We start from the raw sequence: 23965 nt of genomic DNA on the forward strand, positions 1-23965 counted from the left end.
TTTTCGGTCCGGCGGCAAGAATCATAGTGTCTCCACACCCTCCTTCCTTGCAGAGAACTTACATGAACACGTTCACTGACCAGCATGTCCTCATCGTCGGCGGCAGCTCCGGCATTGGCCTGGCGACGGCCAAGGCTTTCGCCAACGCCGGGGCAAACGTGACCATTGCCTCGCGCTCGGCCGGCAAGCTGCAGGAGGCCGCCAGCCTCATCGGCCACGGCGCCCAGGCGGTCGAGCTCGATACGGCCGACAACGCTGCCGTCGAGGCCTTGCTGGGTGGCCGGACCTGGGACCACGTCGTGGTCTCGGCCGCGAAAACCCCGGGTGGCCCGATTCGCCAGTTGGGGCTCGAGGGCGCCTACGCGGCCATGGAGAGCAAGTTCTGGGGCGCCTACCGCGTCGCTCGCGCGGCGAAGATTCGTGATGGCGGCTCCCTCACGTTGGTATCCGGCTTCCTCGCCGTGCGCCCCAGCGCGACATCGGTCCTGCAGGGCGCGATCAACGCGGCACTTGAAAGTCTCGTGCGTGGGCTAGCCCTGGAGTTCTCCCCCGTAAGGGTTAATGCCGTATCCCCCGGCGTCATTCGCACGCCGCTGTGGAACGGCATGGATGAAGCGACACGCAGCGCCTTCTTCGCCACCGCCGCGGGCAAGCTTCCGGCCAAACGCGTGGGTGAAGCCGAGGATATTGCGAATGCAGTGCTGTATGCGGCGGGCACGGGGTTCACCACGGGCTCGACGATCACGGTAGATGGTGGCGGTTCCATCGCCTGAGCCTGCGGCGTTATGTACCGCGTTGTCTGTTTTGGACAGCAGGCTTGTGCAAGAGCGAATCCGTTCGCTCCCGCATAGTTCCCTGACCATTAACAATGTAGGGGACCTCCCGTGAGCGAGATCGAGATTACTGCGTCGCATGACGCCCCCCGGCGCAAGTTCGTCACCACGGCTGGCCTTACCGCAGGTGCCATGGTTGCCGGCGCAGCCATGGCCGCTGGCAGCACGGCCAGCGCCGCGCCGGCTCCGGGCAAGTCGGCCGCTGGCGGCCATCGCATGGAGACGTCCACCGTCATCACCAAGGATGGCGTGGAAATCTTCTTCAAGGATTGGGGTCCGAAGGATGCCCAGCCGATCGTGTTCCATCACGGCTGGCCGCTCTCCGCGGACGACTGGGATGCGCAGCTGCTGTTCTTCCTCGGCAAGGGCTTCCGCGTCATCGCGCACGACCGCCGTGGCCACGGCCGCTCGCAGCAGGTGAGCGAAGGCCACGACATGGATCACTACGCGGCTGACGCGTGGGCTGTCGTCGAGCACCTGGACCTGAAGAACGCCGTGCACATCGGTCACTCCACCGGTGGTGGCGAAGTGGCGCGTTATGTGGCGAATTTCGGCCAGCCGAATGGCCGCGTGGCCAAGGCCGTGCTCGTCAGCGCCGTCCCGCCGCTGATGCTGAAGACCGAAGCCAACCCGGGCGGCTTGCCGCTCGAAGTGTTCGATGGCTTCCGCAAGGCGCTTGCCGAGAACCGCTCGAACTTCTACTGGGATGTGGCCTCCGGCCCGTTCTACGGCTTCAACCGCCCGGGCGCGAAGGTGTCTCAGCCCATCATCCTGAACTGGTGGCGCCAGGGCATGACCGGTGCGGCCAAGGCCCACTACGACGGCATCAAGGCCTTCTCCGAGACCGACCAGACCGAAGACCTGAAAAAGATCACGGTGCCGACGCTGGTACTGCACGGTGATGACGACCAGGTGGTGCCGTACAAGGATGCCGGCGTGCTCTCGGCCAAGCTGCTGAAGAACAGCAAGCTGAAGATCTACCCGGGCTACCCGCACGGCATGCTGACGGTGCATCCGGATGAGCTGAACGCGGATATCCTGGCGTTCATCAAGGGCTGAAACGCCGCCTGATGCAGGAACGGAACGGGGCGCTCAGGCGCCCCGTTCTTTTTTTTTCGGGGATCGGAGGACGATCGGCGCGCGGTCCCTGCACTCTGCGAATTCGGCCAAAACGAAACGGCGGACGCGCTGCACCGATAAAGTCCGGTCAGCGGGCCGATACATGGCATGGGTGGCCCGTTTACCCGCCGGAGCCCGCATGACTGAGCCGCAGGAGTGGTTGATGCGCCACCGCTTTCAGATCTGGGATGCTGCCGTCGTGCTCGCCGTCGCGGGCGTGCTGGTGTTTCTTGGGTTTGAATACGACCTGCTGCGACACCTTGGTGTCGCGCCAGGCAAGGCCGGTGAGCTCGAGCTTGCCGAGCTCATTGCCGTGGTAGTTGTCGTCGGCGTATTCGTGGTGGTGATGCAGCGGCGCATGAAAGCGCAATCGCAGGAAGTCGAGCGCCGGATCGTGGCTGAGCGCGAGGCGCGGGTCCTTGCGCTCCAGGATCCGCTGACGGGCCTGGCCAATCGCCGGCGATTCGATGAAGCGGTAGCCACGGCCGTCGCCGCCCCACCCGGTTCGGCACGCGTGCATGCGGTCTTCATGCTGGACCTCAATCGCTTCAAGCTCATCAACGATGTGTACGGCCACCCCATCGGGGACCAGGTGCTGACGATCGTCGCCGGACGTATCAAGGGTTGCGTGCGGCGCCACGCCGATGTCGTGGCCCGGCTGGGCGGCGATGAATTCGCCATTGTCGCGAACCACCTCTTCGGCCCGGAGGAAGCAACAAGCATCGCCTTGCGCATCATCGAGTCGCTGAAGCAACCCGTTCGCGTGGGTGACAACGAGCACAGCGTGGGCGTGGGTATTGGCGTGGCGTTTTACCCCCAGGATGCCCAGGCGGAAAGCGAACTCGTGCGGCGAGCCGATATCGCGCTCTACCGAGCGAAAAGCGAGCGTGGCTCGGCGGTGAAGTTCTTCCTCGAAGAAATGGATGAACAAGTCAGGGTCCGTGCCGAGCTGGAATCCGCGCTGCGCAAGGCAGTTATCGGCGGCGACATCCAGGTGCACTTCCAACCCCAGGTCGATCTACAAACCGGCGCGCTCACCGGCTTCGAAGCCCTCGCCCGCTGGCATCACGCGGCCTGGGGCGATATTCCACCTGAGCGCTTTATTCCCATTGCCGAGGAATGTGGTGTCATCAACGCCCTGGGAGCCCATGTGCTTGGTGAGGCCTGCCGGGAGGCGATGAGCTGGGATGGCAACCTCATCGTTTCCGTCAACGTATCGCCTGTGCAGCTCCACCTGCCTGACTTCGCCGCCATGGTGACCCGGACTCTGGACGAATCCGGCCTGCCACCGGGTCGGCTGGAACTCGAGATCACCGAAAACACGCTCGTGCGCGACCTGCAAGCCGCACAGACGGCGCTGGCGGGCCTGCGCGACCTTGGCGTGCGTATCGCCCTCGATGATTTCGGCACGGGCTATTCAAGCCTGTATCACCTGCGCAGCTTCAAGGTGGACCGCATCAAGATCGACCGCAGCTTCGTCGATTCCATGGCCACCGAGGCCGAAAGCGTTGCCATTGTCCGCGCGCTGCTTGGCCTGGGCCATGGGCTGGGGGTGAAGGTCACGGCGGAAGGCGTGGAGGACGCCGCCCAGCGCCGGGCATTGCTCGGCGAGGGGTGCGATGAAGCGCAGGGCTTCTTGTTCAGTGAGGCGCTGACCGCTGAGGAGGCGCGGCGACTTACGGGGCGGGACCAGTCGCACGTCTGCCGTTCGTAGTGCTCGCCCCGCCCGGCACCCTCACTCGGGAATCTCGGATGACCGGTCTCTAAGGCACGACGCGCACACGGCGTCATCGAGGCTCACCGGCACGAAGTAGGTGGTATCGGGCACGATGGCGGCGGCTGCCGGCACACTCGTGGGCGGCCGTGACGGCCCCCTCTCGAAGATTTCGGCCAGTTGCGCCGGGGTAAGTTCCGAAACGCCCGTTTCGACTTCCACCGTCTTGAAACAGTCACTGGCGCGTTGATCGGTGCAACGAACTGAAAGGGTGACCATGGCTGACCTCCGCGGCGCAGCTTATGAACCTACGCGCCTTGCCGCGGGGTGGGTATCAGCCAATCGTATTACTACCGCCTCTTTAGCCTCGACCCAGCTGCGGACGGTAGCCAGGCCCCCGCCGGACGCCCCGCCGCCTCAGCCGGGGAGGGTCAACAGGTGGGACAATTTGTCCTGATGTATGGCAATTGTTTCTGGATAGCATGCCCGCGAGCTCAGCACCCCAGTGAGCGCCTCGCGATAACCAGCGGCTAGCCAAAGCCAGGAAGTAGAGAAATGTTGGATTGGTTCCCCATCGTCTTTTTCACCTTCAAGGCCATCATTTTTGGCACAGGCATGTTCCTTGCCATCAAGTGGCACTACGAGCAAAAGCGAAAGGGTCGCGTCTATGAGCGAGGCGCGGTGCTGCGCGTGGCCGGCAAGGCGGCTGCCGTGGTCGTTATCTTCGGGCTGTTGCTCACGGGCTTGTTGATTGCCACGTTTGCTCTTAGTCGGAAAATTGGGTTGGATTTGAGCTAGCGACCACCCTGTAAGAAATTCCTGAAACTTGCTCGCGCCGTCCAAGGACTCGACCTCCCGAAATCAGCCGTTTCTTACAGAGCAACGCGGGCCATTCGCACACAGACCCGCCGTAGCATTGCGTGACCACATCCATCAATCACATGGGGAGCAACGTGGACACGCCATTTATCGACGCCGCCACCAGAACCGAAGTGCAAACCTCTTCAAGCGGGCCTTCAACGTCCACGCGACCACCAGATGATATCGGCTTGCACGCGCGACTCACTCGGTTGGAAGACGGCTCTTTCTACGTGCGCCATGATATCGAAGATATCCGCAATGACGTTCGTGAGATCAAGAGACGAGTTACGTCTCTTGAGCGCGCTATTGACAAGATCGGCAGCGACCTCAGCGCACTCAAGATTAGGTTCGACGACAAAGTCCTCACGCTCAACGCCCGGATCGATGATAGATTCGCTGTCCTCAACGCCAAGATCGACAATAGATTCGCTGTCCTCGAAGCCAGGCTCGCCGCCTCTCGCCCCTCGGGCCATACGAGGTGACTGAATAGCCACTCGCGGAGAGGACGCGCTACGCCGTAGCGGCCTGCCTTAGTGCGGCATCAGAACCCGGAATGCCAGCGCAATGATCGCCACGGCGACCACACCGCCCACGTAGAGGGCAACAAACCACGCAGCCCGGCGGACGAAGGACTCAGGTCCGCGTGCCATCAGTGGTAGCCCGGGTCGTCGTGACGCACCTTCCCACGGAACACCCAGTACGACATCGCCGAGTAGCACAGGATGATCGGGATGATGATGGCCGCGCCCACCAGGGTGAACTTCTGGCTCGATGGTGGAGAGGATGCGGCCCAGATATCGAGGCCGGGTGGGATGATGTTGGGGAAGATGGAGATGATGAGGCCGGTATAGCCCAGGAACAGGATGGCTGCCGTCAGCACGAACGGCCGCCGATCGTATCGCTTGCCCAGCGCGTGCAGGATGCCTGCCACGCAGAGGACGACGAGCAAGGGCACCGGAAGGAAGAAGAACAGGTTCGGAAGGGAGAACCAGCGGGCGGCCACGCTCGCCTGGCCGAGGACCGTCCATCCGCTCACCGCCACGATGAAGGCCAGCAATAGCCACACCAGGGGTTTCATCGCCACGTGTACCCGGCGCTGCAAATCGCCGTCGGTTTTCATGATGAGCCAGCCACAGGCGAGCGTGGCGTAGGTGACCAGCAAGCCCAGGCCCGCGAGTAGTCCGAACGGGGAAAGCCAGTCGAACGGGCCGCCGGCGAATTTGCGGTCGACCACAGGGACGCCCTGGAGGAGTGTGCCGAGGATGAGGCCCTGGCAGAAGACCGCCGTTGCCGAGCCCATCATGAAGGCCACATCCCACAAGCGCTGGGAGCGCCGGGCCTTGGCGCGGATCTCAAACGCAACGCCACGGAAAATGAGACCACAGACCATGCCGATGATAGGCAGGTAGGTGGCCGGTAAAAGCACCGAGTACGCCACGGGAAACGCCGCGTACAGCGACGCGCCGCCCAACACCATCCAGGTCTCGTTGCCATCCCACACGGGCGCGACGGTGTTGAGCATGGTCTGCCGGTCGTGCTCCCGATCGAAGAACGGAAAGAGCAGCCCTATCCCGAGGTCGAACCCATCGAGAAGGACGTATAGGAACACCCCGAAAGCAATGATGGCCGCCCAGACAACCGGCAAGTCGATAGTCATGTCCGTCACTCGTCGATGGGGTCGGTGGGCCGCGACAGCGGCCGGTGGTCGAAGCGCGGGGCGCCCTTCCCTGTGTCAGGCGCAGCAGCCTCGGCGGCATCGCGCGGCAGATCGGGCCCCTTCCCCATGAGCTTGAGCATGTAATAGATGCCGGTGCCGAACACGGCGAAGTAAACGACCACGAATATCATTAGAGACGTGCCCACCTGCTGTGCGGAGACCGCCGACACGGCGTCCTTGGTGCGCAGCACGCCGTAGACCACCCACGGCTGGCGGCCGGCCTCCGTCGTTATCCATCCCGCAAGCAATGCGATCAGACCCGACGGGGCCATCAGCAGCACGAAGCGCTGGAAGAAACGGTTGGCGTAGAGCCGCCCGCCGCGCCTCAGGAGGAGCCCTGCCAGCGCCATAAGCAGCAGGAGCAGGCCCATGCCGACCATGATGCGGAAGCTCCAGAAAACGATCGTCGAATTCGGCCGGTCTTCGGGCGCGAAGTCCTTCAGCCCACGGATTTCCCCGTCCCAGGAATGAGTCAGGATGACGCTCCCCAGATGCGGGACCTTCACCGCCCAGCGCGTCTCTTCGCGCTCCATATCCGGCCAGCCGACCAGGTTAAGTGCCGTCCCGCCGTGTTCCGTCTCCCAGAGCCCCTCTATGGCGGCGATCTTGGCGGGCTGGTGTTCGCGCGTGTTGATGCCATGAGCATCCCCCACGAAGATCTGAATAGGCACGACCACAAGCAGCATCCATAGCGCCATGGAAAAGGCCTTCCGGATCGCCGCATCACCCCGGCCTCGCAGCAGGTGCCAGGCAGAGCATGCCGCGACAAGGGTTGCCGCGACGATGAACGCCGCAAGCGCCATATGCACGAGACGATACGGAAACGACGGATTGAAGACGATTTGCCACCAGTCCACCGGCACAATCCGGCCATCTTCAAGCGCATAACCCTGCGGCGTCTGCATCCAGCTGTTCGATGCAAGAATCCAGAACGTCGAGATGAGCGTACCTGTCGCCACCATCACCGTGGCGAAGAAGTGGGCCCGCGGCCCGACCTTGTGCCAGCCAAAGAGCATAATGCCGAGGAAACCCGCCTCAAGGAAAAAGGCGGTCATCACCTCGAAGGCGAGCAAGGGACCGGTGACCGAGCCGGCAACGGTCGAAAAGCCCGACCAGTTTGTGCCGAACTCATAGCTCATCACCACCCCGGACACGACGCCCATGGCAAAGCCGACGGCGAACACCTTGGACCAGAAGAAAAACAGGTCGCGGTAAACCGTGTTCCTGGTGCGCAGCCAAAGGCCTTCCAGCACGGCAAGGTAGCTGGCAAGGCCGATGCTTATCGCCGGAAAGATGATGTGGAACGAGACGGTAAACGCGAATTGCCAGCGCGCGAGCAGGAGTGCCTGGTCAGGTGAAGTCAGCACGGGATGCACTTCCACGGGGTATGGCGTGCAAATTACGCCTATCGCGGTGGAACCGTTTGTGCCGGAATGTCGCAGCTTTGCCGGGTTCGCCCCCGAAGTGGCGGAAGCGCGCCGTCTGGCGGGCCTTTGGCGTCGCCGGGAAAGATTGTCGCACCGCCGGTGAGCGGTCGCGATGGCGGCATAGCTCTGCGCCTATGCGAAACCGAGATCCGAAAGGTCCACGGCCCCATCGAGCGCAACATGGCCGTTACGGCCCGCGTGCTTCGCCTGGTAAAGGGCCATGTCCGCCTGCCGGAGCAACGCCGCCCCATCAGGGGCATTGCCGAAAGCGATGCCAATGCTGACGGTCACGCGGCCATCAATGCCATGTGGAAAATCCAGTGCTGCGTCGTACACGGCGCGCGTCATGCGGCGCGCCACCACCTCGGCCCCCTGGATGGGCGTGTTCGGTAGGAGAACCACGAATTCCTCCCCGCCATAGCGGGCAATGAAATCCGCCGGGCGACGCAACGTGCCTGCCAGCAGGCGTGCGACCGCCACCAGGGCCACGTCGCCCTCGGGATGGCCGAGCGTATCGTTGAAGGTCTTGAACAGGTCGACGTCGATCATCAGCGCGCTCAGCGGCCGACCATCCCGCTGTGCCTCACCGGTGAGCGCAGCCAGCGTGTGTTCGAAAGCACGACGGTTCGGAACACCGGTGAGTTCATCGAGCAACGACAGGCGCTCGACCGCCGAGAGCGCTTCCTTGAGACGGTCGCGTGCTGTCGCGAACCAGAACTGCGTCTGGACCACTCGGACAATGTACGTGAGCATCGCCAGGGCCAGGGCGACACGTCCGACCAGGCCGTGTGATTCCCTAATACCGACGCTCATCGCGAATACAGCAGCCAACAACACACCAGGGGCGAACCCGGCCGCAGCCCATCGTGCCCACCGACGATACGGGGGCTTGAATGGCCGTGGCGTACGGTTGGCGTGCAGCAGGCACGCAAGCAAGACGAACGCGATGGCGGGCAAGGTGTCGGCTGCCCGCTGCAGCCATAGCGCCTGCGGGTAGAGAACGTCGTGGTTGTGGATCGCCGCGGCGGCGGCGTATACACCAAGGAATACCGCGGTGACGCGGAAGAAGCGAAACTCGGCATCACTCTCTGCGGCCATCGCGCGAACGAAAAAGACCAGAAAGAGGAACACATTCTCCACATCGAACGCTGCGGCGACCCACCCGACATACTCGTGACGGAGCAAGCCACGGCCGTCCTGAAGATCCTCGACACCGAGGTAACAGAGGACGACAAGAAGCAGAAAAAGAATCCCGTCGACGATTCGCCGCCCGGGCGTCGTCGGTTCATCCCGGTTTGCCGAAACCGCATAAAGCAGAGGGAGGCCGTACGCCACGAAGAAGACGTAATTGATGATGGCGTTGTCGTCAGTACCCGAGTTGGCAATCGCATTAGCCATTCCCGCAGCCCAACAACCCAGGCCAATGGCCAGACAAAGCATCGTGCGCCGCTCATATGCCGGCGAGCGCATGCAGCCTACAGCCGTCGCGCAGGCCAGCAGTACGGCGAGCAGCATGAGGTAGTAAGGGAGTTCGGGAAGATCGTGACCGGCTATTTCCGGCACGGTCATGGCAATGACCGGGATGGCAAGCAGGAGGACGCCGTAGCCCCCGTAACGTCTCATCGTCCCCATGGCCCCTCCCTTCCGGCTCAGTCGGATGGTTCATCGTGCCACGGTGGGGGAATATTGACGATGCCCTTGAACGTCTCCGTAAGGCGAAACACGATCGCCGTTCTGGCATCCTGCCTCAGCCCGCTTATTTGAGCTTGCCACGCTAATGGCGGTCCATCCCGATCACAGCCCCTTGGGAGTCACCCCGTGAGCCAGCGAACCCTGATGGTGTGCTTCTTCCTTGCGGCGACCGTAACGTCAACCTCGTCACTAGCCTTCCAGCCCGCAGCAAGGCCCATGTCACTGGTGGACTTCGTGGCACGCTCAGTCATGCTTATTCCTGGGAACGCGTCGAGCATTCAAGAAGCGTTCGGCACCGCGGGCGGCGCCGAGCGTACGCCAAAGGGCTGGCGATACGCCGCGATCCAGCTCCATACCACCGACGACGTCACGCTCGAGGTCAATCTGGTGTCTGAGTGGGACGCCAAAAAACCTGATGTGGTTCGCCTGGTGGCCACTGTAGATGGGCGCCAGTGCGTCGACGCTGCGAAGGTGCGCGCGGATCTCACCCGCATGGAGCATGTGGAATGGACACCCATCGGCGTTGCTCAAGGGTGGTCGGCGACGATCCAGGGGAGATTTGTCGCGCTTTCGCAGCGCACGGGCCGATGCCTTGCGGGTATCGTCATTGACACGCGGAGGCAGCCACGGGCCGGTATTCCCACACGGCCCTTACGCATGGGCCCATCTGGCCGCCCGGAGTCGGTTCCGATTCCGGGGCGCTGAGAGCGGGCATTGCATCGGTCACGATCCAGGCGAGCACTACATGGCGACATCGCACTCGTGCAGAGAATCGATTTTGGACAAGTCGCCCTTCCCCACGCTTACGTGTCCTCCGGAATACAGATCAGAGCTTAGGTTCGATCCGGGACTTCGCTTGCAGCGCCCCAATAGGCCTGGGCACGCGCCTCGCTCAACTGATGCACCCCTAGCCGCGTCATGGCTGCAATTGCCTCGAGCGACAGTGCGAGCTGCTGGCAGTCAACTTCGTCGGCTTCGTGGATCAGGTCGGCCAGTGTCGCGGTGACGCCGCGGGAGTATTGAAGCCACATGGTGGCTTCGTTCAACAGATCGTGTATGCCCTGCGCATCGCTGGTGTCGGCTTCTACATGCTCGGGCATCCGTGCTTCGTTCACTGCTCTCATCACTCGCTCTCGTTTATCGCCACACCGCGTTCTAACGTGGCACGGCAGTCAACACGACCTGCCATGCCACGGACCATACGATCGCGGGTTCACCGGATGCCCGTGACCGGGCGCCGGGTGGCTTGATTGATGACGTATTCGAGGCGAAGGCCAACGATGAGGTTCACCAGGCGTCTCGCCTGCCTCATTCGATCAAGAATTACCTCAAAAGAAGGCCTCGCCGCGGTTCTTCAACCGTGCCTGCGGCTTATGCAGGCGGTCCGTTGACCGGTGAGGTGTCGCCGGGGGGATTCGGCGGGCGAGCGAGTGCCGTATAGTCAGGGGTAGCCATAATCAACTCTTCGTTAGTTGGTTGCGGTTAGCGGGTCAGGGGTGCTCGTAACACCTCTGGCTCGCGACTTTCACCGCTTTGGGCGGTGGTTGCCTGCGTGGCGGGGGTGAAGCGCGCGCGGGCAACGAGGTGACGGTAGCAAATGTTTGCTGATGATGTCTGTAGGAACTTGGGACATCGTGTGTAGGCCGTCCGACCTTAACGCCCTACCATTCGGCGCGTTCTTGATCGAACGCAAAACAGTGTCCGGTGGCATCGGATACCGCACGGATATGGATATGCAAAGAAAACCCGCCTACTTGCACTTACAACGTTGATCAGCTGCGTAGGCGTGGCTCGCTCCATTCGGATGGGTGTGCGACTATCTATTCGGAATCAAAGGAGAGAGATCGCCGGATATGCGTAACAGTGCCGCTACGGGCCTGCTATTCGTCTTCACCATGGCCATCGGAACGGGGGCACACGCCATACCCGAATCTCTTAGCGCGCCAAGCACGTTCCCGGCTCCAGCCGCTTTTGCGCTTGATGCCTCAGGTAACAGCATCACGATCCCGTTCGACGTCAACAGTGGCAATGTGGACGCGAAACGGCACCTAATGATCGGCGTGGATGTACCGCATGCGCCGGACTTTCCAGCAGTGGACGACGTCCGACTCCACACCCGGCTGATCCGCGTCCGTATCGTCTACGACGACCACGGCACCCAGGTACCTATTGAGACCGAAGATACCGAAACGATCATGGCCGGAAATACCGGTAAGCCACGCCCCCGCGCGGATCCGACGGTCTGCCGACTCCATCTCTATGCAGGGCTCGATTACGAGTCGAATCTATCGGCCTGTGGCTTCTACGCCAAGCGGGATGGGCATTACGTCGCCGAAATATCGACCATCGAGCCGATGCCCGCATTCAAGGGCGTCACCACCACGGTTCGCGTAGACAACTACTACAACACCGGCGAATAATCATGCGGCGCGAGTGTTGCAGCTGAGACTCAGGTATTCGATCGCTGCTCGCTCGCCACACACCAAGGGGAAACGACATGAAGACAGCAAGGCTCATAGCCTATGTAGTGATCAGTACGGCTGTCTCGCTGGGCACGACGGCGAGCGTCACCGCGCAAGACGCAACGACTTCAACGGACGCAGCAGCCGTCTATAAGGCCTTCCTGCATCACTGGATGGGCAAGAGCCATGACCCTGTCAACGTGGCGCGTGTCGCTGAGCCGATGCACCCCGAGGGTGACGACGGCGGTTGCGGGGGCCACCCCGATATCGAAGCGATCATTAAGCGCCCCGCTGAGCGCATCGATGACCTCAGCAAGGTGCTCGGGCCGGACCCGTCCATCCACTACGTTGATCGGTCGACCTGGCACCCTACCGACCCGCAACGGCTGATTGGACAAGGAAAGCCGGTCAAGGACGCCGTGAAGGCGGGCATGTCAGCGGCGCTCCTCACTTTCTCCGCGATCGCCTTCAACGAACGCCATGACGTAGCGGTGTTCAGCTATGGCTTCGTATGCGGCGGACTATGCGGCACCGGCGGTATCACGATCATGCGTAAGAAAGGCGGCGCATGGGAACCTGATCCGCGGGAGTGCAGCATCTGGGTCTCCGAATCGATGTCGTCAGATCGTCAGCTCCGCATCGCGCAACGGTGAGCTTCCCGCCCTCCGATCGGCGAGGCTCACGGTGCTGCATCCTTTTCCAGCGCAATGGCGAAATGCCGGGCGGATTCATAGCCCGGTCCTGCCTGCCACGGGAGGGTTCGGAAGTGCTCGATAGCTTCGAGCCAGGGCTCGTTGTCCAGCAGGATATCGATGCCACTCACCTCCCCTTTGAAGCTGACGAGCGAGACGCTAATGGCGTGAGGCCCGCGGCTTTGCATTGCTTCGAACATCCGGCGAAGTGCCGGCCAGCCATGCTCCCGGTAGATCGAGCTGAGCGAATGCGTTGATCCTTCGGATTCCTCGGTGATCACCTGCCCTTCGAAGACCTTCCAGCCTGCTGTCGCCGACGCCCAGGCCTCTATGGCGGCCTGGGGCGGGTCGCACACGTGGTTGGATAAGGACTCCAACATGACGTGGAGCGGGCCAATCATCGTCTTGACGAAGCTGTTGGCTACGGCCTTTTCGCGTGAATCGCCGTGACCGAACATGCTCGAGTAAATTGGGCCATTACTCGTGAGTGGGCTGGCGGCAACGAGCTCGAACGCAACCAGGTGGGTGCCTGGATTCGACGATGGCAAGTCGTGGATGAAACCCTTCAGGCCAAGGTCGCCTGGCAACCAGAGGATGTCGCCCGTACGACCGACCTCTACGCCGTGCTGGGTTAGCGCGTTCGCCAACATCTCTGCTGGGTTTCCGATCAGAACCGGGGATTCGGTGGTCTTGGGTTTGTGTTTCGCAGGCTTGCCAGTGAGGCGCTGTAGCCAATCCATCGCGCTTCCTCCATATGTTCCGGCGGCTATAAGGTCGCGACCGAAGAGTCCACCGCTATCGTAAAGCCCCCTCGCGGCCGCCGTAACGGTAGCACGGCTCTACGCTTCAACCTCGACCATCAATCAAGCTTCAGCCCAACCTTGCTCGTCAGAACCAGGCTCTGAGTACTCGACATCTCGCCTTTGCCGTTCCAATTCCTGACTTTCAGCGACGTGAGGGTGCCAGCGGGATCGATCTCATATTCGTATTCCACAACCGGCTTACCCATGTCGACATGAGGGGAACAACCTGTATTAGTGAGCGACGAACACGTGGCGGTTCCGTGCCAGCCGCCATTCTGGAGGCGCGCCAGAGTGATTTTGGGGCCATCCAGATACTCAGCATCTTCTGCCTGCTCTCTTGGAACGGCGAAGACGAGATACGCTATCGAACGGCATTTGATCGCGCGAGATGAGCAGTTGCGCACTGATCCCGACACCTGGGACATGTCGTTCGCCGGGCTACGCACCTGGTCGATGGCCGTACCTATCACAAACGTGTTTTTCTCGATGCCAATGAAGTAACCCTGTTGGCCGTCGACATACTTTATAGGCGTGCGAAGCTCACCGATCGAGTGAATGGGCAAACAACACAGGGCACTGCATGCTGCCAGCGCCAACACTAAAACATTCATTGGATGGACCCGAAGAACGAACTGGCAGTGTCGCCGAAGTATCGTTGACGATCATCTTGATCGATGCTCATCTGAATGTCTCCGCTGATCAAGAGTGGGCCAGTCGCCTCTGTTGTCGCGCATTCTCGCCAGATTGGAGGTCCGAACTGACCGACTCTGCCATCGCGAACTTCCGAAAGCGTGTGCGGAGCTAGTCAAACGCACGGCAAGGCTTGAGGAGGAACAGGCGGAGAGAGTGGGATCCGCCTGATGCACTCTCCGCCAACGCCTCCAGGCATTTCGGGGTGTACCGGGATGTGTCCCGCGATCGTATCTGTCCGGTTATATCTGTCAAGCCGGCGAATCATCTCTTCCAGCCCCCTTGACGTTGTCCCCACCCTGGGTATGGTCGCGTCAAACGCGGCACCTTGAGGCCACGCGTCCAGCATCGCTGCAGGTCGCGTGGTGACGTCGCCGCCTCATTCTCGGACCACGTCTGTCGCGTCGAACAAGCCGCCCATCAGCGCGGCTTTTTTTCGGGGTGCCGAGGAAGTGCTGGCAACGAGCAATTCCCGGAACGTCAAACCGCCGCCCCTACTTGAGACAGGCATGGATGCTACCCATCCAATCGCGCTTCAAACTGCCGCGCACTCTCGAGCATCACGTCCAGCAATGCACTCCCCCTGACACCGATGCGCTCAAATACGCCGTGCTCTCCCAGAATAAAGACTGAATAGAACGTCACTTCGCCGTTCCAAAAAATCTGCAGCCCCAGTACAAATCCATCTCTGGCCCACGCATCCCATTTCTGGAGCACCGCTGCCAACATCGCGATCTCGCTTTCGTCGCTCTCAGTTTCCAACGGAAATGCTTTCGAGACCGCGCCAGCGAAATCGCTCGTCTCTTGGCGGAAATCCAAGATCCCGTTCCCATTGCCGTCGATATCCACGGTGTAGCGCTTACCGTTACACCGCTCACCATCAAACTTGATGAGGACGAGCGCCCTCGCGCGCGTTACGATTGCGCTCGCCGCCAGGACATGCCTGGCCGATTTCAACCAATCGTTCTGGGACCCTTCTAGATCAGCACTTGGATCCACCTCATTTACCTCCCTTTTCTAGAGCTTTCTGAATGGCTTCTGTCGTCTGAAGTCGACCGTCGGCCGCTGCGCCTATAACTGCCCGTAGATTTGCCGGCCTGGGGTTGTCGCCTAGCATCCGCTTGACGACCTCGTATGCAGTTCGCTTATTGCCATTTTCGAACATGTGTCCACCCCTGCCCGCAATATCTCGAATCACAGTTGCAATCTTCGCATTCGCGCCCTCTCGATAGGACATGTTAAACAACATCGTCGACAAGCTCTTCCCTTCCCGAAGGATGCCATTCGAGAACAACTTGTTGATGGCGATGATTTCGGGTAGATCGACTTCCGCAAGGACAATATCTGCAGCCGCAAACGTCAATTCACCCGCAGAACATGCCGCACCACTCGCACAGGCGGTTGCAGCCGCGCCAGGAACGGAATCCACAAAATTGGAGGCACTTCTAACTTCGGATGCCCCCGCATTCTCAAGATCGCTGTTCAGCGCGTTCAACCCGGCTGTTGTCTGACCCAGCGGCCCCGCCCCTCCTCCGACAGGCCCGCTAATGGCACTAAAGCCCATTGCATCTGACAACTTACGGAGTTGCCTGCAACCTGGACCACAATCGTCGGCCATCCCTGTCGGATCCAGCCGCGATATCGGATTACCAGATGCATATCCGTAGCTTGAAAAACCGAAGAGACTTCCGCCCGATGGCCCCAAGGGGTCTACGCTTATAAACCTACCCACGACAGGGTCGTAGTACCGCGCTTGCATGTAAACCAAACCCGAATCCGGGTCGTTTACGTGGCCGGTGTATCCGGGCCCTGCCTCCGGCGTCCCGAGCACCTGGGCTCCATAAGGACGGTAGTCAGCTGTCGACAGGATATTGCCGGCCGCGTCCGCTGTTGCCAGCGGTGTCCCCTGCGGGTTGGTGTAGTAATACGTTACAGTCTCCGCCCGGCAGACACCCACGCTCAAGCCGAGCACTAAGGTCCATAGGAGCGCACGGCTTCCGGCGGCCAGCAGTCGCTTAATGCAAGCTTCCGTATTGGCGATTCGACCGAGAATACGGAGAAGACCCATTTGATTCATCATCGTCATTCTCCGGTTCATGCCGAGGGGAACTGCACGTACGCCGAGCACCCCGAGGCATTGCATGCCCTCACGTAGTAGGTGCCCATAAGGAAGCTCGTCGTACCGCTCTGCAACGTGTAGGAGTTCGTCGTTCCGGTATACACAGTCGTCGTTCCACTCAATACCTCGTACCGCGTGGCCCCGCTGACCGCACCCCATACCCCGAGGAAGCGGTAGGTGTTTGCGCCGGCCGTTGTCTTGATCGTCTGCACTCCCGACGGCGCTGGAGGAGCAAGCGCCACCGTGACCGTCGCTGTCCCGCTGAACGGACCGCAGCCGCCGGCGTTACAGCCCTGAACCCTGTAGCCGTAAGTACCGTTACCTTTACCGCAGATACCTAAGGCCCCAGACCCGTCATTGCCGATGGTCGTAAACCCGCCACCGTTGACCTGCTCCTGCATGATGTAGGACGTCGCTCCCGCCACGCCGCTCCAGTTGACGGTGTAGCAGCCGTTGTTGCTCGTCGCCGGTACGGAGATGCCCGGGGACTGTGACGGCGCGATGGTCACCGCGAACGTCGCCGATGGGCTGTTGGCACCACAGAACGTGCCATTAGTGCTGTTACATGCGCGGACGCGAAACCAGTAGGTGCCGCTCGTGCTAACGGATTGGGTGGTTGAGGCTGCTGCCCCATAGTAGACATCCGTGAAGTTGGTTCCGTCGGCGCTGCGCCCCAACGCGTAGGTCTGACCGTAGGCGACGGTAGGCCAGCCGATGGCAAGCGTGCCGTTGCTGGGACTCTGCACGTTGATGGACCCCGGTGCGGCCGGCGTATGCTGGAGGCTCAGCGTGTTGCCCGCGGTCCACGCGCTGCATCCGTACTGGCTGCAAGCGTCAACTTGGAAGGCATAGGCACCGTCCGCACTGGACGACACGGTGAACGTCGTGGCAGGTCCCATGTAAACCGTCGTCCAGACACCAGCCCCGACTTTCTCCTGGAGGTTGTACGACGTCGCAGTAGCCGAGGCCGACCAGGCCACGGCAATAGACTGTTGGTTCCCCGCCAAGACGGCCGTGGCGGTCGCTGGCGCAGCGGGCGCGGACGGAGGCGGCGCAACTGTAATCGTCACCTGAGCACTCCACGGACCACACCCGGTCGTGTTACAGCCACGCGCCTGGTAATAGAAGGTGCCAGCGGCGGCGTGGATCACCGATTGGGTCCGCGCCGAGCCCGTGGCAATCGTCGACCAGGCACCCCCGTCGGGCTGCTCCTGGAGGTCGTAGCCTGTCGCGGTATTCACGGCCGTCCAGGACACCGTGTACGCCACATTGGCCTGGGCAGACGTCGGTACGGTGACGGTTGGTGTGCCATAGGGCGCCAGCACATTCTTCCTGCTGGCGACGAGAGTCTTCCCTAGGTGGACGTAATCCGTGCCCTCACCGTTCGTCGGGTCGAACTCCCACATCAGCGTGCCGTCACTGCTGTAGGCGTAGTAGGTCGCACCTGCAGACGTGACGTTCTTGACCCGCCGCCCGGCCGCGTCGTACATGTAATCGGCCTTGCTGGTCAGTGACAAAAGACGGTTTGCAAGGTCAAACACCATGGCCTGACCATCGCGCTTGGTCACATTCCCCTGTGCGTCGTACTCAAACGTGTGACCAGCCGCCCCCGTGATGGACGCGAGCCGGTTGCGAGTGTCGTACACGTACGTCGCGGTCGCGCCCGCGGCGTTTCCGAGGCTCAGGATGTTGTTTACGTCGTCGTACGCGTACGTCTCAGTGCCCCACAAACCGGCATCGGAACGCGTCAGGCGATTCATGCCGTCGTACTGGAAAGAACGCGTCCGCTGACCGCCAGCTCCGTCAGTCTGGTCGGTGATCTGGGTGATATTGCCGGCCGCGTCGTAGTCGAGGTGCTCACCAAGGACAGACGAGGTGGCGCCATACCTAAAATCCGTCAGCAACTGGCGCGTATTGGGGTGGGCTGTGTAGGTGGCGCCGTTCCCGAGCGTATAAGCCTTCACTTGACCGTCGGGGCCGTAGGTGGCGCCACTCAGGAAACGACCCGCCGAGGTGGGCTGGCCGAGCGCGTTTGGAGCGAATGTCACCAGTTCGCCGTCCGGATACTGCACCGAACTCTGGATGCCGTTGGCATCATAGCCATAGCCAAGCGACCAACTCAGGTGGTCGACCTGCAGCATTTCAGCGGTCAGTAGTCCGAGGTTGTTGCGGCCGAACGTCCAGATGACCTCACCCTGGTTATTGGCGTTGCCTGCACCAGTGTTGGAGATCGCCTGAGCGGGCTTACCCAGCAGGTCGTAACCGAACGTCAAGGCGACGCTACCTGCCGGGTAGGTCTCGGCCACCAGGCGATTCATGGTGTCGTACGAGTGGTTGACCTTGGACGCATCGGCGACCAGGTCGAGGTCACAGCGGTCGACTGCATCGGACGCCTGACCCGCCGCAGTCCAGGCGACGTTGCCGGCCGCGTCGTACGCGGTCATCTCGCTACCAGTCTCTGGCTCATCGGTACGGCAGACACGGTGCTGAGCGTCGTACATGGTCAAGCGGGTCTTCCCGCCTTGGGTAATCGCATGCACATCGCCATACGTGTCGCGCGTGACGGTCTGGGTCGACAGGAGATTGCCCTGCGCGTCGACCGCATCCACCCGGACCGGGTGCTCCGAATCGGGCTCATCGAACCCCTGGAACGCGGTTGCGACCTTGTTGCCCTTGGGATCGGTCACCAGGCGCGTGCCGCTCGAAACGTAATCCGTAAAGGTTTGCAGGCCACTGGGATATGCGCTGGTCAGCTCCGACGCCTGAATTGTCTTGATGACGCGCCCGATGGGGTCGTATTCGGTCGTCACGCCGGTGGTCAGGTTCCCGAGCGGCACCTGGCCGTCGACCGGGTATGACACGAATGTCTTCTGGCCCTTCCAGTCGTACGCCGTTCCCGTGGACACATAGAGCGCGCCGGTGCCCGTCTCCGATTTCCCTTCGAGCACCGGACGTAGCATCGCGTCAAAATCAGTGCGGTCCGTACGGTTGCCTTGCGTGATGGTGCGCACCCAGTGATTGCCGCCGACGCCTAGGGCATCTTGACTATAAACATAGCTGTAAATCTTCGGCGCCCATGCCACCGAACCACCGGCGGGATAGTCAATCCGGGCAATCCGACCAATAGCGTCGTATCCGTAGGAAGTCGTGGCTCCTGCCTGGTCGGTGACCGATGAGACTTCGCCGAATCCATTGACGTTGATGGTTTCCTTCGTACCCTCCGGAAACTGTGCCGGGTAGTCAGGAAAGGTAATGGTGTGCGGTATTCCGAGCGTGTATCCCGTCAATGTGGTGACGTTGCCGCGCGGGTCCCTGAAGGTCTCCAGTTGGCCCTGCGCGTTGAACGTATAGTCCATTGCGCGCAGGCCGAAGTGGTCACGAGACGAAAGAATCAGGTTGTCGTTGTAGTTGTTCTGGCTGACGACTTCGTAGACGCCATTGACGAGATGGGTCTGCTGGAGTGGGAGCCCGATGATGCTCCGGTCGGTATTGTCGAGAAACGTGTGACCTTCATCCGTACTGAACGATGGGTCGATGCTGCTGAATCGCCGCGTCAGGCTTGGCCGTGCAAACGCATCGAACTGGAGTGCCTGCCATGTGTAGGTGTCCCCGTCCTGGAGGATGACCTTTTGCGACTGGGGAGCCTCCTGCTCCTGGCGTTCGGTGTTGGCGAAATAGTTGAAGCCGCCGCCATATCGTACAGGCCAGGGGCCGGCCGTTGACGACGCGTACTGGTAGCTCTCCGTCCGCACGGGTATACCGGTCGCACCGCCCTTGAAGTATTCGGTCCTTATCGGCTTGCCCTCCGTGGCATCCCCGCTGCTGGAGAACGTGTAGCGAGTTGTGTTACCCGATGGGTCGACGACAAGCGACTGGCTTGTCATGTCGCATCCCGACGCCTGACACTGCGCGCGCCAACTCGCCGAGGCCAGCGGGTACTGGTACGACCAAGTCTGCGTACCGAGACCCGTGCCAGTGATGGTCTTCGAGGTCAAAGCGAGATTGTTGGTATACCTTGGCCGGGACTCCGCAGCCTGGGTCCCGGCGGTGCTGTGCGCGCAGACCTCAACGACGTTCGAGCGCGCATGCAAGACCGGGTGCGCCTCGAACCTGCCCTGGATGCCGCTCGGGCCCGTGATGGTGCCCACCTGGGTTGAATCCGGCTGGGCCACGACATCCTTGCAATTGCCCGACGGCGCGGGCGACTGCACATCGAAGGTCAGACCGGAGAGGTCGTAGGTCCAGGCGCTTCCGTCGGGCAGCGTGACGCTGGAAAGGAGCGAGCCACCGTCCACAGCCGTATAGCCGTACGTCCAGCTCCGCGTTCCGTCGTCCTGGGTGACGACGTTGATTTTCGAGATGTGCTTACCGTCGCCAGCGTACTCGAAGGTCACCGTACGGCCGTCGCTGGCCACGATGCTGGTTAGCTGCCGATTGGTCCAGTTGTAGGTCAGCGAGTTGCCAAAGCGGTCTTCGACCCGCCTCGCGGCCATGACACCGAGATTGCGAACAATGCCGAACGAACGAGCTGGCCGGTAGAACAGTTCGTTGAGGATGTACTTCTGACCACCCGGGCCAACAGCTTCGAAAGCTTCGCCCGTGTAGACATCACCCTCCGAAGCATTTGCGGTCGATGCGAGGCAACCGAGGTGCCAGCCGTCCTTGGAAACAGCCTTGTAGGTCAGGCCATCCACCGTGGGTGCGGCTGGCGACGTCGCGACACGAAGGAGCATGTCCTGGTCGGCGGTGCCGGGGATCTGCAAGGTGTAGCCCTGGTTCCACCACGCGTCTGAGGTCAAGGGGTCGGAACCCGGCCGCCCGACGCGCTGATCAGGCGGGATACCAAAGTTCGTGCATCGGTCGGTACGTGCTGTCGAGTTGACCTGCCAACCTATCTGGCTCGGTCCTTGAATGATGGTGCCCTGGTTCGATGTCAACGTCGTAAGGCGCGGGTAGTCCATATCCCAATCGCCGAACTCCGAATCCGACCAGCGAACGGAATTGTCGCCATCGGCGTGAAATGTGCGGCCGATCTCAATAGTCGGTCCGGTTCCCGGGATTGAGATGTCGACGACGTGGAACGACAGACTGCCATCAAACACATTGACGGACTCCCCGAAGGGGTTCTCGCCAAGTGGCTTTATTTCGGTGTCAACCTTCACGAGTTTCTTGTACTCGTCTTCCGGATTGGTCGTTGCCGTCTGGGCGAATACGCCCGGTGCAAACGCGAGACACGCGACAGCCAGACACCACCACCATCCAGTGCGGGAAGTCATCAGCGAAAACCTTGTAGTGAGATCCGAACCGCATTCGCGACCTGCCGGCCGCGTTCCCTTGTGCCAGAGGAATTCCTGCTAGCTCGTTGTGCACGATGCGCAAGAACGCGCCCCACCCCTGACTCGCGGCAGAACGCTAAGCGACAAGAACCGGTGGGCGCAATACGCTCACGCATCGCAATTTCTTGCGGTCCGCGCACGCGCCGCTCGCAATTGCATGACAATCCTAGGGATGGTGAATAGTGCAGACAGCCCTTGTAGGCATTCCCCTACGTCTTAGTGCGGAGAAATCCTACGCAGTCTCCCGTCCTGCTCCTCCGGGCACAACCAGCCCCGCCCTCTCGACTGCGTCCGCGGTACGTTCCACGACGGATTGACAACGATCCGTAGCGCTAGCCCGTCCGGTCCAATGAACCACTGACTTCCCCACCGCGCTTTCCATGTCGCAAGACCCGTGGCCCTGCGTTTATGTGGCCTCCTCGCACAACACTAATCGTCCGTGCGTGCCCCAAGTGGGTGCCGGTACCAGAATGACAACATGCGCAGGCGCGACGACCCCACCGGGCCGCTATAGGTACACTGACCGTCCTCAGGGCGACTCGGGTCCAACGTTAAGAGCCGGAACCTTGGCAAACGCTGCGGCGATGTAGTCCATATACACCAATGCACGCTTGGGTAGCAGCCGGTTGGCCATGTAGAGCACCTGAATTGGCACAGGCGAGGCCTCGTTTTCGGTCAGTAGCATTACGAGATGACCGCTTCTCAGCCCGTCGGCGAACAGCCACTGCGGCCCATAGCCGACGCCTACACCTGCCATCACTGCATCACGGACCGCCTCAGGCGAACTAACCCGCAGGCGCCCGGAGACTGGCACCTCGGTGTCATTGAATCGCCAGGTGCTGCCCGAGGTGAGGAGAGCGTATAGATCACGCATTGATGCGAACGTAGATCGTCCGGCGTCTTGGGCGCACCGTGCACGGCAAGATAATCCCGGCTTGCAACACAGACGCGCTTGAACAGCGCCACGCGTCGGGCGCGCAATGCGCTGTCCTCGAGGTGACCAATGCGGATGGCCACCTCGACGCCCTCGTCGACCAAACCGGCATACCGGTCGCTTATCTGCAGTTCCAACGAGACTGCCGGGTGCCGGGCCAGGAAATCGGGCAAATGAGGCAACAAAAAACGAGTGCGCCAATGCCGTGGGACAAGCGACTCGGAGCAACCCCGTCGCCTCGGCAGGCTTAAGCTTAGCGTCCCGACCCCAGCGGTGCCCATGCACATCACCCGGGCAGAATATGGCTATGCCGAAACAGCCTTATCGCCACGTCGAGACGGGCGATCCAGCTAGCCTCATCAAGCCGTGCACCTAGAATCTTCTCGACACGGTCCAGCCGGTAATTGAGCGTGTTCGGGTGGATCCCCAGTGCCGCCGCCGTCCGTCGTCGGTGCTGGGCCTGATCAAAGTAGGCCGATAGTGTCGTGAGGAGCTCGGGTTCCAGCGTGAGACGTTCGAGTAGCACGTTGAGGTATCGCAGCACGTTCGGTGCACGGAGCACACCGTCGGTCACTGCAATCTCAGAATAGGGATGGACGAGGCCGTCGCGTCCGCTCCGCAAGCCCGCATCCAGTGCCTTGAATCCCTCGTCGGCGGAATCCGCCCAGCCCGAGGCACCCGCACTCGACAAGCCCACGCCGATCGACGTGACCTCGGGCACAGTCCTGACGATGCCGTGCCCGAGGCCAAGCAGCTGTCGTTCCGTCGAGAGGACGGAGTCGCCTCGGTGCGTGGGGACCCACACCACCAGTTTGTCCCTGAGCATCATGTACACAAGTTCGTCGCTGGCCATCTTCAGCTGACGGGCAATTCCAATGACGATCTGGCCCAGCAAGATATCTGTCCGGGATGGGAACACATCCGGCAGTGACACATCCATCACCAGGGCGGCCCTGGGGATGGTTGCGTCGATGCCCAGCGCCTCGCACACACGCAGGAAAGCCGCCGAGTCGCCCGGCGCCCCGAGCACAAGGCCCACCAGCTCACGACACAGCGTTTCCCGTCCCCGCGTGCGCCGGTACTGCTCATCGAGATACGCAGAACTCATGGTTTGCGCCACGGCATCGAAGTGCTCGAGCAGGTAGGGAGAAACGGCGTACAGGAGCCCATCGCGCAGTTCGACATCATCAGCCAGCCCCGCAAGCATGCTCCGCCAGAGTTCCTGTGAGCCGACCCGGACCGCCGCGAGGACGGATGGCAAGGGCATCCCCTGATGTGCCCGCTGGCGCCCGCTCTCGGCGACTGCGTTTATGTCCTCCTCATTCGGCCCGCAGCCGGTCAGGAGCGTCTTGAACCAGATTGCGACGGTACGGCTGATATTGCCTAGTACGTCAGCCCCCACCCCCCGCGGCAAGTCCGCGTAGTCACTATTCGATGCGACGATCGCCTGGTGGACCGCATCCACGATCGCCCCCTGCTCTCGCGCCAGACCTTCCGTTGCCGCCCTCAATCTCGCATCCAGTAACGGGATGCACAGCACCTTTGCCACACGCGCTCCGTTGCACT

The 23965-nt window shown here is 61.6% G+C and carries 22 protein-coding genes; 8 read left to right on the forward strand and 14 right to left on the reverse strand.

The features are described from left to right. Positions 1–62: 62 nt before the first annotated feature. The 3 genes from L2Y97_RS12200 to L2Y97_RS12210 all read left to right on the forward strand — a co-directional run bounded on the left by L2Y97_RS12200 (position 63) and on the right by L2Y97_RS12210 (position 3666). The gene (locus L2Y97_RS12200; protein ID WP_247426777.1) at positions 63–773 is read left to right on the forward strand and encodes an SDR family oxidoreductase; all 711 of its coding nucleotides are present in this window, start codon (positions 63–65) and stop codon (positions 771–773) included. 276 nt (positions 774–1049) lie between these two features. Beyond that, positions 1050–1892 carry an alpha/beta fold hydrolase gene (locus L2Y97_RS12205; protein ID WP_247436782.1) on the forward strand — a complete coding sequence of 281 codons (843 nt, stop codon included), beginning with the start codon at positions 1050–1052 and terminating at the stop codon, positions 1890–1892. Positions 1893–2091: 199 nt separating this feature from the next. Continuing rightward, positions 2092–3666, forward strand: a complete 1575-nt coding sequence (locus tag L2Y97_RS12210; protein WP_247426780.1) for a putative bifunctional diguanylate cyclase/phosphodiesterase — start codon at positions 2092–2094, stop codon at positions 3664–3666. A 21-nt stretch (positions 3667–3687) separates the two neighbouring features. Here L2Y97_RS12210 and L2Y97_RS12215 read toward each other — a convergent pair whose 3' ends face one another. Next, the gene (locus tag L2Y97_RS12215) at positions 3688–3945 is read right to left on the reverse strand and encodes a hypothetical protein (RefSeq protein ID WP_247426783.1); all 258 of its coding nucleotides are present in this window, start codon (positions 3943–3945) and stop codon (positions 3688–3690) included. A 276-nt stretch (positions 3946–4221) separates the two neighbouring features. Here L2Y97_RS12215 and L2Y97_RS12220 point away from each other — a divergent pair, with 276 nt between their 5' ends. Both L2Y97_RS12220 and L2Y97_RS12225 read left to right on the forward strand, forming a co-directional pair. Next, the gene (locus L2Y97_RS12220) at positions 4222–4464 is read left to right on the forward strand and encodes a hypothetical protein (RefSeq protein WP_247426785.1); all 243 of its coding nucleotides are present in this window, start codon (positions 4222–4224) and stop codon (positions 4462–4464) included. A 122-nt stretch (positions 4465–4586) separates the two neighbouring features. After that, positions 4587–5009: a hypothetical protein gene (locus tag L2Y97_RS12225; RefSeq protein ID WP_247426788.1), complete on the forward strand. Its 423-nt coding sequence runs from the start codon at positions 4587–4589 to the stop codon at positions 5007–5009. 48 nt (positions 5010–5057) lie between these two features. On the opposite strand, the gene L2Y97_RS12230 is transcribed toward L2Y97_RS12225, so the two are convergent. From L2Y97_RS12230 to L2Y97_RS12245, 4 genes are all read right to left on the reverse strand, one after another. After that, complete coding sequence (locus L2Y97_RS12230; protein WP_247426791.1) at positions 5058–5177, reverse strand: DUF2474 family protein; 120 nt, start codon at positions 5175–5177, stop codon at positions 5058–5060. After that, the gene (gene cydB / locus L2Y97_RS12235) at positions 5177–6184 is read right to left on the reverse strand and encodes a cytochrome d ubiquinol oxidase subunit II (protein WP_247426794.1); all 1008 of its coding nucleotides are present in this window, start codon (positions 6182–6184) and stop codon (positions 5177–5179) included. The genes L2Y97_RS12230 and cydB overlap by 1 nt, the downstream gene beginning before the upstream one ends. Before the next feature lie 5 nt (positions 6185–6189). Next, entirely contained in the window at positions 6190–7611 is a 1422-nt protein-coding gene (locus tag L2Y97_RS12240; protein WP_283248261.1) for a cytochrome ubiquinol oxidase subunit I, read from the reverse strand. 192 nt (positions 7612–7803) lie between these two features. Continuing rightward, positions 7804–9303 (reverse strand): GGDEF domain-containing protein, encoded by a 1500-nt coding sequence (locus L2Y97_RS12245; RefSeq protein ID WP_247426797.1) that lies wholly within the window; start codon positions 9301–9303, stop codon positions 7804–7806. A gap of 186 nt (positions 9304–9489) precedes the next feature. Between L2Y97_RS12245 and L2Y97_RS12250 the strand changes: the two genes are divergently transcribed. Continuing rightward, positions 9490–10068: a hypothetical protein gene (locus L2Y97_RS12250; RefSeq protein WP_247426799.1), complete on the forward strand. Its 579-nt coding sequence runs from the start codon at positions 9490–9492 to the stop codon at positions 10066–10068. Positions 10069–10196: 128 nt separating this feature from the next. Here L2Y97_RS12250 and L2Y97_RS12255 read toward each other — a convergent pair whose 3' ends face one another. Continuing rightward, positions 10197–10487, reverse strand: coding sequence for a hypothetical protein (locus tag L2Y97_RS12255; protein ID WP_247426802.1), 291 nt, complete (start codon positions 10485–10487; stop codon positions 10197–10199). Between the two features lie 729 nt (positions 10488–11216). On the opposite strand from L2Y97_RS12255, the gene L2Y97_RS12260 reads away from it, so the two are divergent. Further along, positions 11217–11783: a hypothetical protein gene (locus L2Y97_RS12260; protein WP_247426804.1), complete on the forward strand. Its 567-nt coding sequence runs from the start codon at positions 11217–11219 to the stop codon at positions 11781–11783. A gap of 77 nt (positions 11784–11860) precedes the next feature. Then, a complete protein-coding gene (locus L2Y97_RS12265; RefSeq protein ID WP_247426806.1) occupies positions 11861–12478 on the forward strand; it encodes a hypothetical protein in 618 nt (205 codons plus the stop codon). 26 nt (positions 12479–12504) lie between these two features. Here L2Y97_RS12265 and L2Y97_RS12270 read toward each other — a convergent pair whose 3' ends face one another. The 8 genes from L2Y97_RS12270 to L2Y97_RS12305 all read right to left on the reverse strand — a co-directional run bounded on the left by L2Y97_RS12270 (position 12505) and on the right by L2Y97_RS12305 (position 23948). Next, positions 12505–13257, reverse strand: coding sequence for a DUF6348 family protein (locus L2Y97_RS12270; protein ID WP_247426807.1), 753 nt, complete (start codon positions 13255–13257; stop codon positions 12505–12507). Positions 13258–13376: 119 nt separating this feature from the next. After that, positions 13377–13931, reverse strand: a complete 555-nt coding sequence (locus L2Y97_RS12275) for a hypothetical protein (RefSeq protein ID WP_247426809.1) — start codon at positions 13929–13931, stop codon at positions 13377–13379. Between the two features lie 595 nt (positions 13932–14526). Continuing rightward, on the reverse strand, positions 14527–15009 hold the full coding sequence (locus tag L2Y97_RS12280) for a hypothetical protein (protein WP_247426810.1): 483 nt from the start codon (positions 15007–15009) through the stop codon (positions 14527–14529). Position 15010: 1 nt separating this feature from the next. Then, positions 15011–16096 carry an RHS repeat domain-containing protein gene (locus L2Y97_RS12285; protein WP_247426811.1) on the reverse strand — a complete coding sequence of 362 codons (1086 nt, stop codon included), beginning with the start codon at positions 16094–16096 and terminating at the stop codon, positions 15011–15013. A gap of 8 nt (positions 16097–16104) precedes the next feature. Then, entirely contained in the window at positions 16105–21405 is a 5301-nt protein-coding gene (locus L2Y97_RS12290; protein ID WP_247426813.1) for a hypothetical protein, read from the reverse strand. A 589-nt stretch (positions 21406–21994) separates the two neighbouring features. Beyond that, complete coding sequence (locus tag L2Y97_RS12295; protein WP_343218370.1) at positions 21995–22339, reverse strand: LysR substrate-binding domain-containing protein; 345 nt, start codon at positions 22337–22339, stop codon at positions 21995–21997. Continuing rightward, the gene (locus L2Y97_RS12300) at positions 22222–22686 is read right to left on the reverse strand and encodes a LysR substrate-binding domain-containing protein (RefSeq protein WP_343218371.1); all 465 of its coding nucleotides are present in this window, start codon (positions 22684–22686) and stop codon (positions 22222–22224) included. Before L2Y97_RS12300 ends, L2Y97_RS12295 begins: the two co-directional genes overlap by 118 nt. Next, positions 22686–23948, reverse strand: a complete 1263-nt coding sequence (locus tag L2Y97_RS12305) for a PucR family transcriptional regulator (RefSeq protein WP_247426815.1) — start codon at positions 23946–23948, stop codon at positions 22686–22688. Before L2Y97_RS12305 ends, L2Y97_RS12300 begins: the two co-directional genes overlap by 1 nt. Positions 23949–23965: the final 17 nt, after the last annotated feature.

This window comes from Luteibacter aegosomatissinici (genome assembly GCF_023078495.1).
Lineage (GTDB): Bacteria > Pseudomonadota > Gammaproteobacteria > Xanthomonadales > Rhodanobacteraceae > Luteibacter > Luteibacter aegosomatissinici.

What these genes read in the sequence shown, in the direction of transcription:
- L2Y97_RS12200 (WP_247426777.1), top strand. Translation starts at nt 63, where the DNA reads ATGAACACGTTCACTGACCAGCATGTCCTCATCGTCGGCGGCAGCTCC.
- cydB (WP_247426794.1), bottom strand. Translation starts at nt 6,184, where the DNA reads ATGACTATCGACTTGCCGGTTGTCTGGGCGGCCATCATTGCTTTCGGG.
- L2Y97_RS12245 (WP_247426797.1), bottom strand. Translation starts at nt 9,303, where the DNA reads ATGGGGACGATGAGACGTTACGGGGGCTACGGCGTCCTCCTGCTTGCC.
- L2Y97_RS12260 (WP_247426804.1), top strand. Translation starts at nt 11,217, where the DNA reads ATGCGTAACAGTGCCGCTACGGGCCTGCTATTCGTCTTCACCATGGCC.
- L2Y97_RS12205 (WP_247436782.1), top strand. Translation starts at nt 1,050, where the DNA reads ATGGAGACGTCCACCGTCATCACCAAGGATGGCGTGGAAATCTTCTTC.
- L2Y97_RS12255 (WP_247426802.1), bottom strand. Translation starts at nt 10,487, where the DNA reads ATGAGAGCAGTGAACGAAGCACGGATGCCCGAGCATGTAGAAGCCGAC.
- L2Y97_RS12275 (WP_247426809.1), bottom strand. Translation starts at nt 13,931, where the DNA reads ATGAATGTTTTAGTGTTGGCGCTGGCAGCATGCAGTGCCCTGTGTTGT.
- L2Y97_RS12265 (WP_247426806.1), top strand. Translation starts at nt 11,861, where the DNA reads ATGAAGACAGCAAGGCTCATAGCCTATGTAGTGATCAGTACGGCTGTC.
- L2Y97_RS12295 (WP_343218370.1), bottom strand. Translation starts at nt 22,339, where the DNA reads ATGCGTGATCTATACGCTCTCCTCACCTCGGGCAGCACCTGGCGATTC.
- L2Y97_RS12270 (WP_247426807.1), bottom strand. Translation starts at nt 13,257, where the DNA reads ATGGATTGGCTACAGCGCCTCACTGGCAAGCCTGCGAAACACAAACCC.
- L2Y97_RS12220 (WP_247426785.1), top strand. Translation starts at nt 4,222, where the DNA reads ATGTTGGATTGGTTCCCCATCGTCTTTTTCACCTTCAAGGCCATCATT.
- L2Y97_RS12210 (WP_247426780.1), top strand. Translation starts at nt 2,092, where the DNA reads ATGACTGAGCCGCAGGAGTGGTTGATGCGCCACCGCTTTCAGATCTGG.
- L2Y97_RS12215 (WP_247426783.1), bottom strand. Translation starts at nt 3,945, where the DNA reads ATGGTCACCCTTTCAGTTCGTTGCACCGATCAACGCGCCAGTGACTGT.
- L2Y97_RS12230 (WP_247426791.1), bottom strand. Translation starts at nt 5,177, where the DNA reads ATGGCACGCGGACCTGAGTCCTTCGTCCGCCGGGCTGCGTGGTTTGTT.
- L2Y97_RS12285 (WP_247426811.1), bottom strand. Translation starts at nt 16,096, where the DNA reads ATGACGATGATGAATCAAATGGGTCTTCTCCGTATTCTCGGTCGAATC.
- L2Y97_RS12300 (WP_343218371.1), bottom strand. Translation starts at nt 22,686, where the DNA reads ATGTGCATGGGCACCGCTGGGGTCGGGACGCTAAGCTTAAGCCTGCCG.
- L2Y97_RS12290 (WP_247426813.1), bottom strand. Translation starts at nt 21,405, where the DNA reads ATGACTTCCCGCACTGGATGGTGGTGGTGTCTGGCTGTCGCGTGTCTC.